General features: G+C 62.2%; 17 protein-coding genes. 7 read left to right on the top strand and 10 right to left on the bottom strand.

What is annotated here, in order from left to right; translation table 11 throughout:
• Positions 1-287 precede the first annotated feature (287 nt).
• Positions 288-737, bottom strand: coding sequence for an outer membrane lipoprotein (locus tag U0004_RS26635; protein ID WP_034780449.1), 450 nt, complete (start codon positions 735-737; stop codon positions 288-290).
• Between the two features lie 169 nt (positions 738-906).
• Positions 907-1335 (bottom strand): Mpo1 family 2-hydroxy fatty acid dioxygenase, encoded by a 429-nt coding sequence (locus U0004_RS26630; RefSeq protein ID WP_034780447.1) that lies wholly within the window; start codon positions 1333-1335, stop codon positions 907-909.
• Between the two features lie 95 nt (positions 1336-1430).
• Between U0004_RS26630 and U0004_RS26625 the strand changes: the two genes are divergently transcribed.
• Positions 1431-1952, top strand: coding sequence for a DNA-deoxyinosine glycosylase (locus tag U0004_RS26625; protein ID WP_070254601.1), 522 nt, complete (start codon positions 1431-1433; stop codon positions 1950-1952).
• Positions 1953-1961: 9 nt separating this feature from the next.
• On the opposite strand, the gene U0004_RS26620 is transcribed toward U0004_RS26625, so the two are convergent.
• The 3 genes from U0004_RS26620 to U0004_RS26610 form a co-directional block, all read right to left on the bottom strand.
• The gene (locus tag U0004_RS26620) at positions 1962-2624 is read right to left on the bottom strand and encodes a DUF2306 domain-containing protein (RefSeq protein ID WP_139144105.1); all 663 of its coding nucleotides are present in this window, start codon (positions 2622-2624) and stop codon (positions 1962-1964) included.
• Between the two features lie 103 nt (positions 2625-2727).
• Positions 2728-3936: a hypothetical protein gene (locus U0004_RS26615; RefSeq protein ID WP_070254824.1), complete on the bottom strand. Its 1209-nt coding sequence runs from the start codon at positions 3934-3936 to the stop codon at positions 2728-2730.
• Between the two features lie 106 nt (positions 3937-4042).
• Positions 4043-4909 (bottom strand): HDOD domain-containing protein, encoded by an 867-nt coding sequence (locus U0004_RS26610; protein ID WP_070254599.1) that lies wholly within the window; start codon positions 4907-4909, stop codon positions 4043-4045.
• A 290-nt stretch (positions 4910-5199) separates the two neighbouring features.
• On the opposite strand from U0004_RS26610, the gene U0004_RS26605 reads away from it, so the two are divergent.
• On the top strand, positions 5200-5778 hold the full coding sequence (locus U0004_RS26605) for a DNA-3-methyladenine glycosylase (protein ID WP_070254598.1): 579 nt from the start codon (positions 5200-5202) through the stop codon (positions 5776-5778).
• On the opposite strand, the gene U0004_RS26600 is transcribed toward U0004_RS26605, so the two are convergent.
• A complete protein-coding gene (locus U0004_RS26600) occupies positions 5775-7469 on the bottom strand; it encodes a methyl-accepting chemotaxis protein (RefSeq protein WP_070254597.1) in 1695 nt (564 codons plus the stop codon). The two genes, U0004_RS26605 and U0004_RS26600, sit on opposite strands and share 4 nt — an antisense overlap.
• A 68-nt stretch (positions 7470-7537) precedes the next feature.
• A complete protein-coding gene (locus U0004_RS26595) occupies positions 7538-7996 on the bottom strand; it encodes a cache domain-containing protein (RefSeq protein ID WP_034780434.1) in 459 nt (152 codons plus the stop codon).
• A 282-nt stretch (positions 7997-8278) separates the two neighbouring features.
• Between U0004_RS26595 and U0004_RS26590 the strand changes: the two genes are divergently transcribed.
• The 5 genes from U0004_RS26590 to U0004_RS26570 all read left to right on the top strand — a co-directional run bounded on the left by U0004_RS26590 (position 8279) and on the right by U0004_RS26570 (position 13990).
• Positions 8279-9643: a KamA family radical SAM protein gene (locus tag U0004_RS26590; RefSeq protein ID WP_070254595.1), complete on the top strand. Its 1365-nt coding sequence runs from the start codon at positions 8279-8281 to the stop codon at positions 9641-9643.
• 2 nt (positions 9644-9645) lie between these two features.
• On the top strand, positions 9646-10986 hold the full coding sequence (locus tag U0004_RS26585) for an MFS transporter (protein ID WP_231958494.1): 1341 nt from the start codon (positions 9646-9648) through the stop codon (positions 10984-10986).
• Positions 10931-11779: a fumarylacetoacetate hydrolase family protein gene (locus U0004_RS26580; RefSeq protein ID WP_070254593.1), complete on the top strand. Its 849-nt coding sequence runs from the start codon at positions 10931-10933 to the stop codon at positions 11777-11779. The genes U0004_RS26585 and U0004_RS26580 overlap by 56 nt, the downstream gene beginning before the upstream one ends.
• Positions 11779-12345: a carboxymuconolactone decarboxylase family protein gene (locus U0004_RS26575; RefSeq protein ID WP_070254592.1), complete on the top strand. Its 567-nt coding sequence runs from the start codon at positions 11779-11781 to the stop codon at positions 12343-12345. The genes U0004_RS26580 and U0004_RS26575 overlap by 1 nt, the downstream gene beginning before the upstream one ends.
• A 91-nt stretch (positions 12346-12436) precedes the next feature.
• Positions 12437-13990 carry a S1C family serine protease gene (locus U0004_RS26570; RefSeq protein ID WP_231958495.1) on the top strand — a complete coding sequence of 518 codons (1554 nt, stop codon included), beginning with the start codon at positions 12437-12439 and terminating at the stop codon, positions 13988-13990.
• A gap of 56 nt (positions 13991-14046) precedes the next feature.
• On the opposite strand, the gene U0004_RS26565 is transcribed toward U0004_RS26570, so the two are convergent.
• From U0004_RS26565 to yjgA, 3 genes are all read right to left on the bottom strand, one after another.
• Positions 14047-14715, bottom strand: coding sequence for an alpha/beta hydrolase (locus tag U0004_RS26565; protein WP_070254590.1), 669 nt, complete (start codon positions 14713-14715; stop codon positions 14047-14049).
• Positions 14712-15341, bottom strand: coding sequence for a molybdopterin adenylyltransferase (gene mog, locus U0004_RS26560; protein WP_070254589.1), 630 nt, complete (start codon positions 15339-15341; stop codon positions 14712-14714). Before mog ends, U0004_RS26565 begins: the two co-directional genes overlap by 4 nt.
• 73 nt (positions 15342-15414) lie before the next feature.
• Positions 15415-16014: a ribosome biogenesis factor YjgA gene (gene yjgA, locus U0004_RS26555; protein ID WP_070254588.1), complete on the bottom strand. Its 600-nt coding sequence runs from the start codon at positions 16012-16014 to the stop codon at positions 15415-15417.
• Positions 16015-16063 lie beyond the last annotated feature (49 nt).

Below are 16063 nucleotides of genomic sequence, written 5' to 3'. Positions count from 1 at the left end.
GCGGGGATGGCGAGTCCCGGCCGGGCTTGCCCAAGGAGACACCAGGATTGAGCCAGCGCAGTGCTTCTGGAAAATATTGAATTTATGAAAATATTTACATTAATATCAAGTAAATATTTTCTGAATTGCATCTTTGAAGGGGAGACGCCATGCCAGCCTCACTGCAGATCAAAGTATGGAGCGTGCTTGTGTATGTCGTCGTGACGGCTGTGCTTGCCATCTGGCTGCACCCTTCCGCCTTGCTCGCTGCCGGCGCATTCGGCTGAGCGCATGCGCCGGCAAGCAGATCAATGCGTGACGCGGGTCTTGCGGCCATCGGACAGCAGGCGCACGCGCTCGCCCGGGCGGAACAGTTCGTCGGCATCTTGCACGATGGCGCGCATGTCGCCATTGTCCAGGCGCACGGTGATTTCCAGGCCGGGTTTGTTCGAGGCATTCGCTTCGATGCTCTTGCCGGCCATGCCGCCCGCGACGGCGCCGAGGATGCTGGCCGCGATGGCGCCCTTGCCGCCACCGACGGTCGAGCCGGCCACGCCGCCCAGCGCCGCGCCGGCCAGTACGCCCGTGCCCGTTTCACCCTTGTCGATGGTTACCTGGCGCACGGATTCAACCGTGCCCATGCGAACCGATTGTTCATTCTGCGCCTGGCGCGCATTGTAGACATTTGCCGAGTTCGGTTGTACGGCGCAGCCGGCCAGGGTGGCGAGCAATGCCACTGCAATAATTGGTGCTTTCATATGGGACTCCCTTGGACAAAAGTTGGTTGCCGATTGCGTCGACCGGCAGATGATGACTTATCATAAGGACACTTGCCTCAGATAACTAGTTGCGAATAGTAAAAATCTGTTACCGGCCCAGCGTAACCACATGACTACGTAACCACATGACTACATGAGCACTTGCCGCTCAATACGCCAGCCGCAGGCGCCGGTACAAAAAACCCAGCACGAACAGCGGCCCCACCAGCAAAAAGCGCAAGTCGTCCAGAAACGACGGTTTCTTGCCTTCGATCTGGTGGCCGATGAACTGGCCTATCCAGGCCAGCACGAACAGCGCCAGCGACACGGGCAGGATGGTCAGCGCCGGCATGAGCAGCAGCAGGCCCAGCATGGCGGCCAGCATCGCCAGCATGCCGGCAGCAAACGGACGTGACAGCTTGTAATAATAGTATAAGGCCAGAATACTGCCGAGCAGCGCCACGCTGGGATGTATGCTCCACAGCAGCCCCAGCAGGCTGAAAACGATCAGCGGCACGCACACGATGTGCACCCATTCATTGACATGGTTGCGGTGGCTTTCGCCATACTGGGCCAGCAGGGTGTCGATGGTGCGCATGGGCGGTCTCTTGTATAGGGATGGTTGTCCGGGAATTCTACACCGTCGCGTGGCCGGGTAAAATGGCCCTTCATTTCCCCTTCCGGACCGCTCATTTGAATAGCCCAGCCTTCTTGCCAGACGTGGCCGCCGACCCGCGCAAGCGCTGTTTCGATCCCGTCGTCGATGCCGATACGCGCTTGCTGATACTGGGCAGCCTGCCCGGAGAAAAATCGCTGGCGCGCAGCCAATACTATGCGCATCCGCAAAACAGGTTCTGGAGGTTGCTGGGCGAGGTGCTGGGTGTGGATCTGACCAGCCTGCCCTATGAGGCGCGGTTGAGTACCTTGCTGGCGCACGGCGTGGGCCTGTGGGACGTGGTGGCGCAGGCGCAGCGCACGGGCAGCCTGGACAGCAATATCCGCGCCCGCGACGACAACGACCTGGTGGCACTGGCCGCCAGCCTGCCGCAATTGGATACGATCGCCTTCAACGGCGGCACGGCAGCCAAGCTGGGCATCAAGGTGCTGGGCGAGCACGCGCAGCGCTACCGCATCGTCAGCTTGCCGTCGAGCAGCCCCGCCTACACCTTGGCGTATGCGCAGAAATTGCAGGCGTGGCTGGCTTTGCGCCGGTGAGATGGCATGTCAGGCGGCAAGCCTGTGCATGAGGCGCTGCGCCTGTTCCTGCCGGTACTGGCGCCGCCAGAACCAGGCGATGCAGATCAAACCCAGCAGGGATGGCGCCAGCTGCGTCCAGGGCTGGCCCATGCGCAGCAGGTTGCCCGCGGCGGCCGAAAGCATGGCGAACAGCGAGGCGAGCAGCTTGTAGATATGTTCATAGCGCCATAACACGCCATGCCAGCGGCGGGGAAAAGCCCAGCGCGCGCTGTCGTAGACGAGGATGGCGGCCAGGCCGCCCAGCGAGGACAGCACGACGATGGCTTGCTGTCCGGAAGCATCGTGCTGCAGGCGCAACAGGATCATCCCGCCCGCCGCCAGCGCGGTGGCCGTCATCGCGCCATCGACGGCTTGCGGACCGGTCTCGCGCGTGTAGACGGCACGCCAGCCGCTCAGCAGCTGGTACAGCACCAGCACCGTCAGCACGGCAAAGACGGGGCGATAGTCAAACAGCAGATTGCCGACGGCGGCCGTAGCGCAGACCAGCAAGGTCAGCCACGCGAACAGCCTGCCGCGGCGGCGGTGCTGCGGCGTGCCCTTGGCCGTGGCCAGCAGGAACAGGCCCAGGCCGATGGCGGCGCTGCCGGCCAGCACATGGGTGGCAATATTGATCAAGTGCGGCTGGGGCATGCGCATCTCCGGAAGGTGCGCCAGGCTGGCGCGCGCTCGCGGAGATAGTATCTTGATAATTGCCGCTTGCCAAGATGGCAGGCGACGGGGGAGGCGACGGGACTTACGCCGGCGCGTACGGCTGCGCTTCCAGCGGCTGTCCCTTGGCGTCGAATTTCAGCGCCACGGACAAGCGGGTCACGCCGATGGTGGCCAGCGCATCGCAGATGTCGTCGACTTCCTCCTGCAGGTCGGCGGCCAGGACCAGCGGCTTGTCGGCGCTGTGCAGCAGCTGGCCGCCCGCCGTGCTGACGTTGACGCGCAACAGCATTTCGCCGTGTTCATCGGCCGGGCCGACGACCACCGAGACGTCGCCGGCATCGACGTTGTTTTCCGCCAATGCATGGTTGATGCCGGACATCATTTGCAGCATCGCATACTCGCTCATGCCTTGTTCCTTGCCGCCGTGGAACAGATCCTGATAGAGGAAACTCACTTCCAGGGCGTTGCCGGCCGGCGCCAGGCAGCGTTTCACCAGATCACCCACTTCCGTCGTCCATTGCTGGTAGCGGGCCATGCGCGCATCGAACCAGGCATCGAGCGCCGCTTCGTCCTTCGGTTCCGCATAGAACGGGTCGTCCACGCGTTTCAAGGCAAAGCCCAGCAGGAAGCGCAGCTCGACGGCCGTGTCCTGCGGGCCGAAGGCCGTCTCGCTCCAGCCGACGATGCTGCTTTCCAGGCCCGGCGTGGCGACGATCTTCTTGTCTGTCATCGACGCGTAGGCGTCGCGCACCATCTCGTGCAAATGGCTATAGGTGATGCGGTCGATTTCATCGAGGTCGTAGGCATGGCTCATCAAGACGACCTTGGCCTTGGCGCTTTCCAGTTCTGCCTGCTGGAAACTCTTCACCAGCGCTTCGAAAGCGTCCTGGTCCTGGAAGCTGTCCGCTTCCTTCAAACCGCCCGTGCTTTGCACCAGCAGGGGCACGACAAAGGCGTTGATTTCCATGGCCGGCGCGTTTTCGCGGCGGATCACGGAAATGGACGCCGCTTCCTCGATATGGCTGCGCAAATACTGGTAGGCGCCCACGTCTTCGTACTTGGCGCGCTCGATGGCGTCATACAGGATTTCATCCTTCTTTTGATTCAAGGCCTTGCGGATCAGGCGGCCGAACTCGACGGCTTGCTCGGCCAGCACCGTGCCTTGCGATTCGCTGTCTTCCTGCTCCGCCAGGTTCAGGGCCATCGTGCACAGCATGCGCGTGACGGACTCGTCCTTGTCTTCAGGCGTGTTGGCGGATTTACGGGGGACAGGGCGCTTATTTTTGGGCATGGCGATCAACAGGTTAAGAAATACGGGTCAGGCAAACGGAAACGGGCGCCAGGGCTATGCCGGGCGCCGGAGCAGATCATACAGGCGGCCGCGGCCGCCCGATACATCAATGGTCGGTATCGAACATCTCGTGCAACTCGTCGAGCAGGTCGGCAGCTTCTTCCTGCGACAGGCCGAGATGCTGGCAGGCAAGTTCTCCGCCCTTGTCCCACTCCAGCGAGGTACTGTTGCCATGGTAGCGCTGAATGCCCTTTTCGGCCAGCAGCGACAGGGCGACGAGCGAGCGGATGGCGTCGTCCGTGGACGGGTCGGCCAGCACCGTGTAGTCGTGGTGGTGCAGGATGGCCCACGAGACGTCCGAGGACAGGCCCCAGTTGCGTGCCAGCAAGCAGCCGATGGCCGCGTGGTTGGTCTGGTGGCGCGCGTCTTCCAGTGTCGTAAAACAATTGTGCGCATCGTTGGCCGCCGCCGCGTAGGTATTGACGTAGTCGGGAAAACGGTTCATCAGCAGGGGCACGCCGATATCGCAGAACAGGCCGAAGGTGTGGGCGATGTCGGGCGGGGCGATGCGCAGCTTGCGCGAAGTAAACACCAGGGCGCGCGCGCGCTTGGCCGACACATCCCAGAAGTTGGTCAGTTCCACGCCTTCCGCTTCCAGCGCCTGGCGTGCCAGCAAGCCCGTCATCATGGCGCTGCACTGGTTGATGCCGAGAAAGTTGATACCTTGCTCGACGGATTTGGCCTTGCGCGCGGCGCCATAGAACGGCGAATTGGCCAGTTTCAGCAGGGCGCCGGACATGCCGACATCGTCGGCGATGATGCGCGCGATGCGGCGAGGCGAGGGGTCTTGCTCCGCCAGTTCGCGCTGCAAGTCGACCAGCAGGCTGGGACGCGGCGGGATGCGGATGGAACGCATCAAGGCGTCAACCGGATCTTCCTGCACTACCTGCTTTTGCGCTGCCGCTCTCATCATCACGCTTTCATCATCATTTTTGTGCCCGGTGCTTATTCTGTCGCTCACTGCCGCTGCCCGCTTCATGAGCGTCTGGCGCAGTGCCCGACGATTATCGCTGTTTATGCATGGCAATAGTTCATATCTGCAATATATTGTCGCAAAAATTCCCATTTTGGCCTGGACTCGCCGCCATTTTCGTCATTTTACGACGCTGCCCATCCTGATATTCATGATGAAAAGATCAAGTTGTATTTGTTTTCAAGACGGGGCAAGGCGTGCGGCGGGATGTGCGGCAGTACAATTGCCGGATGAAAAAAATCCTTGCGGGTATCGATTTTGCGGACGATTCCAGCAGCGTGGCGCGCCAGCTGATCGGCGTGACTGTGCTGGTCGATGGCGTCGGCGGGCGTATCGTGGAAACGGAAGCGTATGACCGGCTGGATCCCGCTTCGCACACGTATGGCGGCATGACGCCGCGCAATGCGGCCATGTTCGGCCCGCCCGCGCACGCCTATGTCTACCGCTCGTACGGCATCCACTGGTGCCTGAATTTCGTGTGCCGCGAAGCGGGGCATGGGGCGGGTGTGCTGATACGCGCGATTGAACCCGTGGCGGGACTCGATGCCATGCGCGAGCGGCGCGGCGTCGAGGATGCGCGGCTGTTGTGCTCGGGGCCGGGCAAGGTGTGCCAGGCGCTCGGCGTGAGCCATCTGCATAACCGGCTGGCGCTCGATGCCCCGCCGTTCATGCTGCTGGCCCGCGAAGAAGAGGTGACGGTGCAGGCGGGCTCGCGCATCGGCATTTCCAAGGCGATGGAGACGCCGTGGCGTTTCGTGCTGGCCGGTTCGCCCTACCTGAGTAAGCCGATGCGCGCGCCTGCCATCTAGCTGCGCTGGCGCCGCGATGCATCCTTGGCGGCACGTAGGCCGGGCATGCCGCGTAGCGGGCTATGCAGTGCGCGCCGCTCCTGTTGCGCACTGGCCGGGTGCCGGAACGCTTCTTCGTCGGTATGGCCGCTCGGCGCGGCCGGGCGCTCGTCCAGGGTGAACACGGCCACGGCCGCCGACAATTTGACGGCCTGGTCCTGCAAACTGGCCGCCGCCGCTGCCGCCTGCTCCACCAGGGCCGCATTTTGCTGGGTGACGTCATCCATTTGCGTGACGGCCTGATTCACTTCCGTGATACCCGAGGCCTGCTCGGCGCTGGCCTGTTTCACGCGCTGGATGATCTCGTTGACTTGCTGCACCGAGGCCACGATGGCGTCCATGCTGTCGCCCGCCTGCTGCACGGCTACGCTGCCGCCATCGATGGTAGTGACCGAGGTGGCGATCAGGGTCTTGATTTCCTTGGCCGCCTGGGCCGAGCGCTGCGCCAGGGTGCGCACTTCGGACGCCACCACGGCAAAGCCGCGGCCCTGTTCGCCCGCGCGCGCCGCTTCCACCGCCGCATTCAGCGCGAGGATATTGGTCTGGAAGGAAATACCATCGATCACGCCGATAATGTCCACGATCTGGCGCGAATTGGCCCGTATCGTCGCCATCGTCGTCACGGCTTGCTGCATCGACGCGCCCCCTTGCACGGCCAGGGTCGATGCTTGCCCCGCCAGCTCGCAGGCCAGCTGGGCATTGTCTGCGTTGTCATTCACGGCTTGCGTCAGCGTTTCCATGGCGCTCGACGTTTCTTCCAGCGAACTGGCCTGCATTTCCGTGCGCGCCGACAGATCCAGATTGCCGGTGGCAATTTCGCGCGAGGCCGTGTCGATCGATTGCACGGCGTCCATGATGGTGCGCAAGGTCTGGTTCAGGTGGGCGATGGTCTGGTCCAGCACGCGCGACGTGGCGGCGATTTCATCATTGCCCTGCTTGGGGGCGCCGGCCATCAGCTTGCCCGCCGCCAAGTTTTGCACGGCGTCGGCAATGCCGCGGATTTCCACCAGCATGGCGCGCCGCACCAGCATGGTCACCACGATGGAGACGAGGATCGACAGCAGCACCGTCAACAGCAGGCTCCAGCCCAAGGTGCGAAACTCGGCGCTGGCCGTCGCATGGGCCTGGCTGCTGAGCGTCGTTTCCAAGGCGGACAGTTGTGTCAGCTGCGTATTGAACTGGACGAATTGGGTTTCCGCCTTGAGCATGGAATTGGTGGCGATCGATTGGTCCATCTGCGCCATTTCCATGGTTTCCAGCACCGCCTTGCGATAGCCGGCCAGGGCCGTGATGGCCGCATCGACCAGGGTGCGTTCGGCGCCCGTGGCCGTGGCGCGCAGCGTGCCCAGCTGGGTGCCGATGGCCGCATGGCGCGCCTTGATCTGTTGCTCCAGCGTATCGAGGCGGGCCTTGGCGAAGCTGCCATTCGTCCACGACAGCAACTGGTACATATTGCCGTGCACATGCCTGGCCTCGCCTAGTACGTCGGCGGCCGCCTTCAAATGCGTGATGCGCACCCGTACCATGTTTTCCAGCGAGGCATTTTGCCGCACCATGCCATACCAGGCGCCGGTCGAGCTGAGTATCAGCAGCAGCAGGACCAGGGTGGGCGCCAGCAATAATTTTGGTCCGATGCGTAATCGATTGAGCATGCTTGACTCCTGGCTATGGCTGTTCCAACCGCAGGCGGCGCGCGGCGTTCGTGCGCGCCGCCCTTGCCCTATTTCTTGTAGATCCCCGCTTCCAGCACCACGTCGTTGACGCGCAGGATGTACGTGGTCTTCGGTTCGATCTTGCCGCTGGTTGGGTTCTTGTACTGGTAATCGACCCAGCCCTTGCCCTGCTTTTGCGCCAGCTCGATGATTTCACGGCGATATTTCTTGCCATTCGCGTCAGGGACATCCGTCAAATCCTTGCCCACGATGGAAGGATTGATGGGGTGGGCCAGCACGATGCCCGTCTTGATGTCGCGCATGTCCACATACAGCGAGCCCTGCACGAAGTCCGGGTCTTTCGCCGTGATTTTCTTCATCATTTCTTCCTTGCCATGCGCCTTCATGAAGGCGGCGCCCCGTTCGGCCATGGCGATGGCGTCTTTTTCCGTTGGTTCAACCGCGGCGCTGACGCTGCCGCCGGCAAATGCCAGGCACAGCAGGCTACCCGTGAATAAGCGTTTCATGAAAGCTCCTTGTGATATCGAGGGATGTGTTGCCAAGTCGTAATTTACGTCGCCGGCGGTTCCATCAAATTGCGATGGAACAAACTAAGGTGTTGCTTGTAGGCAGCGTGCAACGTATCGACGGTATGTTGATATGTAGCAATTTGGTTCCAAGCAGCAAGAACTATGATGACTTTCACAGCATGCCGAGTTGGCCGGGCATGGGGGAGGAAGAAGCTGGAATTGGCCGATATGGGGCTGGTTTCATGAAAGTTATCGCTATTTACAGGCAAGGAGCAGATCGTGTCCGCACCCATTACCGAGCCGTTTTCACCCAAGTTCAAGCCGTACACGCGGCACACCATTCAACAGGCGCGGCAGTGGGAATGGCTGCCGGAAGAGCAGCGCGAAGCCGTGCAAGTGGTGTCGCACGTCTTGCCATTTCGCACCAATGCTTATGTACTCGATCAGTTGATCGACTGGAACAACATCCCGGACGATCCCATCTACCGCCTCGTCTTCCCCCACCGCGACATGCTGCCGCCCGAGCAGTACGCGCACTTGCGCGAGCTGGTGCTGGTGCAGCGCGACAAGGCCGCCATCGACGCCTATGTGCATGGTTTGCGCCTGGGCATGAATCCCCATCCGGCCGGCCAGATGACGCACAACGTGCCCCGGGTCAACGATGCGCCCGTGCGCGGTTTGCAGCATAAATATGCGCAAACGGTGCTGTTTTTCCCCAGCGCGGGACAGACCTGCCACGCGTATTGCACCTTTTGTTTCCGCTGGCCCCAGTTCGTCGGCATGGACGACATGAAGTTCGATGCGCGCGAGTCGCATGAGCTGGCCGCCTACCTGCAACTGCATCCGGAAGTGACGGACGTGCTGATCACGGGCGGCGACCCGATGATCATGAATACGCGGCAACTGGCTGCCTACCTGGAGCCGCTGCTGGCGCCGGGCCTGGAACACATCCAGAACATTCGCATCGGCACCAAGGCGGTGGCGTATTGGCCGCAGCGCTTCGTGTCGGACCGCGATGCGGACGACTTGATGCGCCTGTTCGAGCGCATCGTCAAGGCGGGCAAGAACCTGGCCGTGATGGGCCATTACAGCCATGCCGTCGAGTTGCGCCAGGACATCGCCCAGCAAGCCGTGAAACGCATCGTCTCCACGGGTGCCACCTTGCGCATGCAGGGGCCGCTGATCCGCCACATCAATGAAGATCCGGCAAGCTGGGCCGAGTTGTGGCAGACGGGCACGCGCCTGGGGGCAATTCCGTATTACATGTTTGTCGAACGGGACACGGGCCCGCGCGGCTATTTCGAGTTGCCCCTGGCGAAGGCGCACGAGATTTTCCAGGCCGCCTACCAGATGGTGTCGGGCCTGTCGCGCACGGTGCGCGGGCCTTCCATGAGCGCCTTCCCCGGCAAGATCGTCATCGACGGCATCGTCACCATCCATGGCGAAAAACTGTTTGCCCTGCAATTTTTGCAGGCGCGCAACCCGGACTGGGTGCGCCGGCCGTTTTATGCCAAGTTCGATGCGGAAGCGACGTGGATGGACGATTTGAAGCCAGCCTTTGGCCAGGAGAAATTCTTCTTTGAAACGGATGAACCCGTGCCGCACGTGCCGCATAAAATCATCCGCCTGGCACAGGCCGCCTGAGCATGCACGGCGCCGGCGGCTCTTCCCGTTCCGGCGTGGCCGTGTTTTGCCTCGTGTTCCTGCCGTTCGCGCTCGGGCACTACTTGTCGTGCCTGTTGCGCGGCGTCAATGCCGTGCTGACGGCGGAATTACTGGGCGCCATCGCCCTGACGCCAGCCCAGCTGGGCCTGCTGACCAGCGCCTTCTTTCTCGCCTTTGCGCTGGTGCAATTGCCAGTTGGCATGGCGCTCGACCGCTACGGCCCCCGCACGGTGCAACTGTGGCTGCTGGCGCTGGCCGCCCTGGGCGTGTGGCTGTTCAGCCGGGGCCACAGCTTTACCGAACTGATGTGGGCGCGCGCCCTGATGGGGGCGGGCCTGGGCGGCTGTTTCATGGCGGCCGTGAAGGCGATCTCGAGCGCCATCGCGCCATCGCGTCTGCCTTCCGTGCATGGCTACCTGATCGCCGTGGGTGGCCTGGGCGCGGCCACGGCCACCATGCCCGTCAAGCTGGCCCTGCACTACATGGACTGGCGTGGCGTCTTCCTGGGCCTGGCGCTGGCGGCGCTGGCCATCGGTTTGCTGATCCGCCTGCTGTCGCCGGCCCTGCCTGCGTCCGTCGCTGCCATGAACAAGGTCAGCGTGTGGAGTGTCTACCGTGACCGGGCCTTTCGCCGCACCATCGCGCTGATCCTGTTGCCGCACACGGTGTTCTTTGGCGTGCAAGGCTTGTGGGTGGGGCGCTGGCTGGCCGACGTGGGCGGCATGTCCGATGACAGCGTGGCATATCTGTTGTACCTCGGCATGGCGGCCGTCATCTTCGGCGCCATCGGCATGGGCATGCTGACGGAGTGGGCGGGGCGGCGCGGTATTGCACCCATGCAGGTGGCGGGCGTGGGCATCGTCCTGTTTGTCGCCGTGCAAGTGGCGATGGCGTGCAATGTGCTGCCCAGCCTGCCTTTGCTATCCGTGCTGTTTACCCTGCTGGGCACGGTGACAGGGCTCGAGTATGCGATCGTCGCGCAAAGCATGCCGGCCAGCTTGACGGGCAGGGCGGCCACTTGCCTCAATTTGCTCATTTTCACGGGCTCCTTCCTGGTGCAGGCGGGCTTTGGCTTGATCCTCGGCTGCTGGCCACTGAACAGCCAGCAGCAGTATCCGCCGCAGGCTTACCAGGCGGCGTTTGGCGTGCTGGCCGCCTTGCAACTACCTGGACTTGCGATGTTTTTCATTCACCGCTACAGGCGTGCCGGACCATCCGGTAAAATGGCAGCCTGCACAGCGGCAATGATCAACTCCAAGGAAGACTATGAAACTCGTTCGTTATGGACGTCCAGGCAAGGAAAAACCGGGCCTGATCGATGAAGAAGGCAAACTGCGCGACCTGTCCGGCGTGATTGCCGATATTGACGGCGCGCAACTGTCCGACAAGGCACTGCGCAAGCTGGCCAAGCTGGACGAAAAGACGCTGCCCTTGGTGCGCGGCAATCCACGCTTCGGCGTGCCGCTGGCGAAAGTCGGCAAGTTCATCGGCATCGGCCTCAATTACGCGGATCACGCAGCCGAGTCCGGCATGGCTATCCCGGCCGAACCCATCGTCTTCATGAAGGCCATTACTTGCCTGAATGGCCCGGACGACAATGTCGTGCTGCCAAAAGGCTCCAAAAAGACGGATTGGGAAGTGGAGCTGGGCGTGATCATCGGCACGCGCGCGCAATACGTGAGCGAAGCGGATGCACTGAAATACGTGGCCGGTTACTGCGTCGTCAACGACATTTCCGAGCGCTCGTTCCAGCTGGAGCGGGGCGGCCAGTGGGACAAAGGCAAGGGCTGCGACACCTTCGGCCCCGTCGGCCCGTGGCTGGTGACGCGCGATGAAGTCATCGATGAGCAGGATCTGGACCTGTACCTGGAAGTCAACGGCAAGCGCATGCAGACCGGCAATACGCAAACCATGATCTTCACGGTGGCGCAGATCGTCAGCTACCTGTCGCAATTCATGACCCTGGAACCGGGCGACGTCATCGCCACGGGCACGCCGCCGGGCGTGGGCCAGGGCCGCAAGCCGCAGCGCTTCCTGAAGAAGGGCGACAGCATGCGCCTGGGTATCGCCGGCCTCGGCGAACAGCAACAGGACGTGGTCGCCTGGACTGCCTGATGGCCGGTAGCGATATCGACCGTTTGCCGCCGCTGCCGCTGAACCAGCTCGACGCCCAGCAGCGCGCGGCCGCGCAAGCCATCATCGATGGTCCGCGCGGTGCCCTGTACGGCCCCTTCGTGCCGCTGATCCGCAGTCCCGAACTGATGGAAACGGCGCAGCGCATGGGCGAATATTTGCGCTACCGCAGCGCCATCGGCACGCGGCTGTCGGAACTGGCCATCCTTGTGACGGCGCGCCAGTGGGACCAGCAAGTCGAGTGGGCCATCCACGCGCCGCTGGCCGTGCAGAACGGCATCGCGCAAGCGGCCGTGGACGCCATTGCCGCGCGGCGCATGCCCCTGGCCCTGAAAGAAGATGAGCAAGCCGTGCACGACTTTTGCGTCGAGCTGCAGCAGAACAAGCGCGTCAGCGATGCCACGTATGCGCGGGCGCTGGCGCTGTTTGGCGAGCACGGCGTGGTCGACTTGATGGGTATCAATGGCTACTACACCTTCCTGGCCATGGTGATGAATGGCGCGCAGACGGCCGTGCCGGCATTGGGCGTGCCGCCCATGCCCGATTAGAATAGTTCTTCGGGCAAAGATGGACAAAGTGTAATGAAGTTGCAATTATTCAATATATAATTTTACTTCCCTTCCATTGCCAACAAGCTCAATGAAAACTCGTCCGTGCTTCACCCTGATGGGCCGCGCCTTCCTGGCGCTGGCCCTTTCTTTTTGTCCCTTGATGACGGTGCGTGCGCTTGCCGCCGAGACGGCCGCCAGCGCCAGCGCTTCCGCCTTGGAAAATTCCGTCGTCAAGGTGTTTTCCACCCTGCGCGGGCCCGATCCGTATAAACCGTGGAGCAAGGCGGCGCCGCAAGAAGTGACGGGCTCCGGCGTCGTCATCGAAGGCCGCCGCATCCTCACCAATGCGCATGTGGTCGGCTATGCCAGCCAGGTGCAGATCCAGGCGAATGGCGCGGGCGACAAGATCCCGGCGACCGTGCTGGCCATCTCGCGCGGCATGGACCTGGCCTTGCTGAAAATCGATGACGACAGTTTTTTCGCCAGCCACAAAGCGGTACCGCGCGCCAATGTCTTGCCGGACGTGCGCGATGCCGTGCTGGCGTATGGCTATCCGACGGGCGGCACCTCGCTGTCGATTACCAAGGGCATCGTCTCGCGCATCGAATTCGTGCGCTACAACTTTCCTGTCTCCGGCCTGCGCATCCAGATCGATGCGGCCATCAACCCGGGCAATAGCGGCGGCCCCGTGATTGCCGGCGACAAGATGATCGGCCTGGCCTTTGCCGGCATGCTCAATGCGCAAAACATCGGCTACATCATCCCCAACGAGGAAATCGAGCTGTTCCTGCGCGACCAGGAAAGTGGCGCGCCCAAGGGCAAGCCGGCCATGCGCGACGTGACGCAAACGCTGGAAAATCCGGCGCTGCGCACCTACCTGAAACTGGCCAAGGGCGTCGAGGGCGCCGTCGTGATGTCGCCGGCCAGCAAGGATGCCGCCTATCCGCTCAAGGAGTGGGATGTCATCACGCATATCGGCGATTTTCCCATCGATAACCAGGGCATGGTCAAGCTGAATGCCAACAGCCGCGTGCGTTTCCAGTACCGGGTGCAGCAGCTGGCGAAAGATGGCGAACTGCCGTTGACGGTGGTGCGCCAGGGCGCGCCCCTGAAAATCAAGGTGCCCGTCTCGGCCGCGCACCCGATGCTCATTGCCGGCCTGCAGGGCAATTACCCATCCTATTTCATCTTCGGCCCCATGGTGTTTTCGCGCGCCACCACGGAATTCATGGCGGCGCCGAATGGCAACCCAACGATTTTGGGCGGCATGGCGTTTGCCGGCAATCCGCTGGCCACGCGGCGCGGCGATGCGCCCGACAGCGAGCGCGAAGAGCTGGTGGTGATCGCCGCGCCGTTCTTCCCGCACAAGCTGATGAATGGCTACAGCACCCGTTTCTTCTCGGTCGTCGATTCCGTCAATGGCGTGCGCGTGCGCAGCCTGGCGCACCTGGTGGCCTTGCTGCGCGACCAGACGGATGAGTTGCTGACGTTCCGTTTCCAGCAGCGCGATGCGGAATTGGTCGTCGTGCCCCGCAAGGACATGCTGGCAGCGACGGAATCGATACTGACGGATAACGGCATCCGCTCGGAAGCATCGCCCGACATGCTGAAAATCTGGAATGAAAAAACGCCGGAAAACTGATCGTTCCCGGCGTTTGGCAAGACAACAGGCGCGGCGCATACCGCGCCTGTTTTGTTTTATGCCAGCACTTTTTTCAGCCACGCACCGATGGCGTCGATCTCTTCCTGGCACAGCGAGTGCTGCATCATGTACTCGTGCCATTCCACCTTGTAACCCATGTCGGTGAGCAAGTCGCGCGACTGCTGCGCGCGGGCGATCGGGACTACGGGGTCGGCCGTGCCGTGCGCCATGAAGATCGGCGTCTGCAGGCTTGCCGGCGTGCGTTCGGCCGCCGTCTTGTCGGCCAGCGGCAGGTAGCCGGACAGGCACATCAGGCCGGCCAGCGGTTCCGCGTGGCGCAAGCCCGTTTGCAAGGTCATGGCGCAGCCTTGCGAGAAGCCGGCCAGGATGATGCGGCTGGCGGGAATGCCGCGCGCCTTTTCGCGCGCGATCAGCGCTTCGACCTGTGCCTGCGAGGCGCGCAAGCCGCCTTCATCTTCGCGGCGCACGAGGTCGCTCACGAGGATGTCGTACCAGGCGCGCATCACATAGCCGTTGTTGATGGTGACGGGCATGGTGCCGGCGCTGGGGAAGATGAAGCGGATGGCGGGGCAGCCGCGCAAATCGAGTTCCTTCACCAGGGGCACGAAGTCGTTGCCGTCCGCGCCCAGGCCGTGCATCCAGATGATGGAGACGGTGGGATTCGGTGCGCTGTCGAGTTCTATGGTTTCCAGCAAGGTGCTCATGTATTTTCCTCAGGTAAAGGTTGCGCCGGACGCAGCGCCGATTTGGGACGGAAGGCCTTGCAGATGGCCGGGTCGGTTTCCATGTAGGGGCCGCCGATGAGGTCGATGCAATACGGCACGGCGGCAAAGATGCCGTTCACCAATTGATTCCCGTCAGCGTCCTTCAGTCCCTCCAGGGTTTCCTTGATGGCTTTCGGCTGGCCCGGCAAGTTCATGATCAGGGCGGCACGCTCTGGCGTCTCGCGGATCACGGCCACCTGGCGCGAGAGGATCGCCGTCGGCACGAAGCGCAGGCTGATCTGGCGCATCTGTTCGCCGAAACCGGGCATTTCCTTGGTCCCGACGCTGAGCGTGGCGTCCGGCGTCACATCGCGGCGCGCCGGGCCCGTGCCGCCCGTCGTCAGGATCAGATGGCAGTGGCTCAGGTCGACCATGTCGATCAGGGTGTTTTCAATCTGCGAGCGCTCGTCCGGGATCAGCCGTTTTTCCAGGCGGAAAGGCGTGCGGATGGCGGCGGACAACCAGCTTTCCAGGGCCGGGATGCCCAGGTCTTCATACACGCCGCCGCTGGCGCGGTCCGAGATCGACACGAGGCCGATAATCAATTCGTCTTCTATCGTGGTCATGGGGCACCTGTCTATGTCGTAAAAAAACCGGGCTGATCCCGGTTTTTGTCAACCCAAGCCCTGGAGCTGGGGTTTATTCGTCTTCTTCTTGCTCAACGTCATCTTCATTGGCATCTTTCTTGCCGCTGTTGTTCTTCTTGGCGATCTCTTTCAAGATCTGGAAGATTTCACGGTAAGCTTTTGGTGGCTTGTTCTCGGCCTGCTCCTTGCGGGCATTGCGGATCAGGGTGCGCAGGTGCTGCACGTCCAGTTCCGGGTTTTCCGACAGCAAGACGGTTAATGCCTTGTCATCCGTCAAGAGTTTGTCGCGGCGGCGCTCCATCGCGTGCATATTGGCCGTGTCGGCTTTCGACAAGCCTTTCCAGCTATCGATGGTGCGTTGGATGGCGGCAACTTCTTCCTCATCCAGGGTACGCATCTTCTTGCCCACGTATTGCAGCTGGCGGCGGCGGCCTTCGTGGTCCTTGATTTGCTGGCATTCGAGAATGGCGTCGCGCACGTCTTCCGGCATCGGGACGCGCTTGACGCGGTCACGTGCCTCATTGACGAGTTCTTCGCCCAGCTTTTGCAGGACGGTCATCTGGCGCTTGAGTTCCGACTTCGAAGGACGTTCATATTCCTGTTCGAATTCGGTCGATTGGAAGCCGCAAGCTCCCCGGTTTGGATTTGGCATGATAAGGCGGGATTGGCCGCGTAGGCCGCACCTGTAAACTGTAAACGAC

It is taken from the genome of Janthinobacterium lividum (genome assembly GCF_034424625.1).
Taxonomy (GTDB): domain Bacteria; phylum Pseudomonadota; class Gammaproteobacteria; order Burkholderiales; family Burkholderiaceae_D; genus Janthinobacterium; species Janthinobacterium lividum.
Note: the sequence above shows the minus strand (reverse complement) of the source record. Positions and strands in the feature narration are given on the sequence as shown.

Excerpts from the sequence above, each read along its gene's own strand:
- U0004_RS26635 (WP_034780449.1), bottom strand. The coding sequence starts at position 737 with ATGAAAGCACCAATTATTGCAGTGGCATTGCTCGCCACCCTGGCCGGC.
- mog (WP_070254589.1), bottom strand. The coding sequence starts at position 15,341 with ATGACCACGATAGAAGACGAATTGATTATCGGCCTCGTGTCGATCTCG.
- U0004_RS26565 (WP_070254590.1), bottom strand. The coding sequence starts at position 14,715 with ATGAGCACCTTGCTGGAAACCATAGAACTCGACAGCGCACCGAATCCC.
- U0004_RS26605 (WP_070254598.1), top strand. The coding sequence starts at position 5,200 with ATGAAAAAAATCCTTGCGGGTATCGATTTTGCGGACGATTCCAGCAGC.
- U0004_RS26620 (WP_139144105.1), bottom strand. The coding sequence starts at position 2,624 with ATGCCCCAGCCGCACTTGATCAATATTGCCACCCATGTGCTGGCCGGC.
- U0004_RS26610 (WP_070254599.1), bottom strand. The coding sequence starts at position 4,909 with ATGATGAGAGCGGCAGCGCAAAAGCAGGTAGTGCAGGAAGATCCGGTT.
- U0004_RS26595 (WP_034780434.1), bottom strand. The coding sequence starts at position 7,996 with ATGAAACGCTTATTCACGGGTAGCCTGCTGTGCCTGGCATTTGCCGGC.
- U0004_RS26585 (WP_231958494.1), top strand. The coding sequence starts at position 9,646 with ATGCACGGCGCCGGCGGCTCTTCCCGTTCCGGCGTGGCCGTGTTTTGC.
- yjgA (WP_070254588.1), bottom strand. The coding sequence starts at position 16,014 with ATGCCAAATCCAAACCGGGGAGCTTGCGGCTTCCAATCGACCGAATTC.
- U0004_RS26615 (WP_070254824.1), bottom strand. The coding sequence starts at position 3,936 with ATGCCCAAAAATAAGCGCCCTGTCCCCCGTAAATCCGCCAACACGCCT.
- U0004_RS26630 (WP_034780447.1), bottom strand. The coding sequence starts at position 1,335 with ATGCGCACCATCGACACCCTGCTGGCCCAGTATGGCGAAAGCCACCGC.
- U0004_RS26600 (WP_070254597.1), bottom strand. The coding sequence starts at position 7,469 with ATGCTCAATCGATTACGCATCGGACCAAAATTATTGCTGGCGCCCACC.
- U0004_RS26570 (WP_231958495.1), top strand. The coding sequence starts at position 12,437 with ATGAAAACTCGTCCGTGCTTCACCCTGATGGGCCGCGCCTTCCTGGCG.
- U0004_RS26580 (WP_070254593.1), top strand. The coding sequence starts at position 10,931 with ATGAAACTCGTTCGTTATGGACGTCCAGGCAAGGAAAAACCGGGCCTG.
- U0004_RS26575 (WP_070254592.1), top strand. The coding sequence starts at position 11,779 with ATGGCCGGTAGCGATATCGACCGTTTGCCGCCGCTGCCGCTGAACCAG.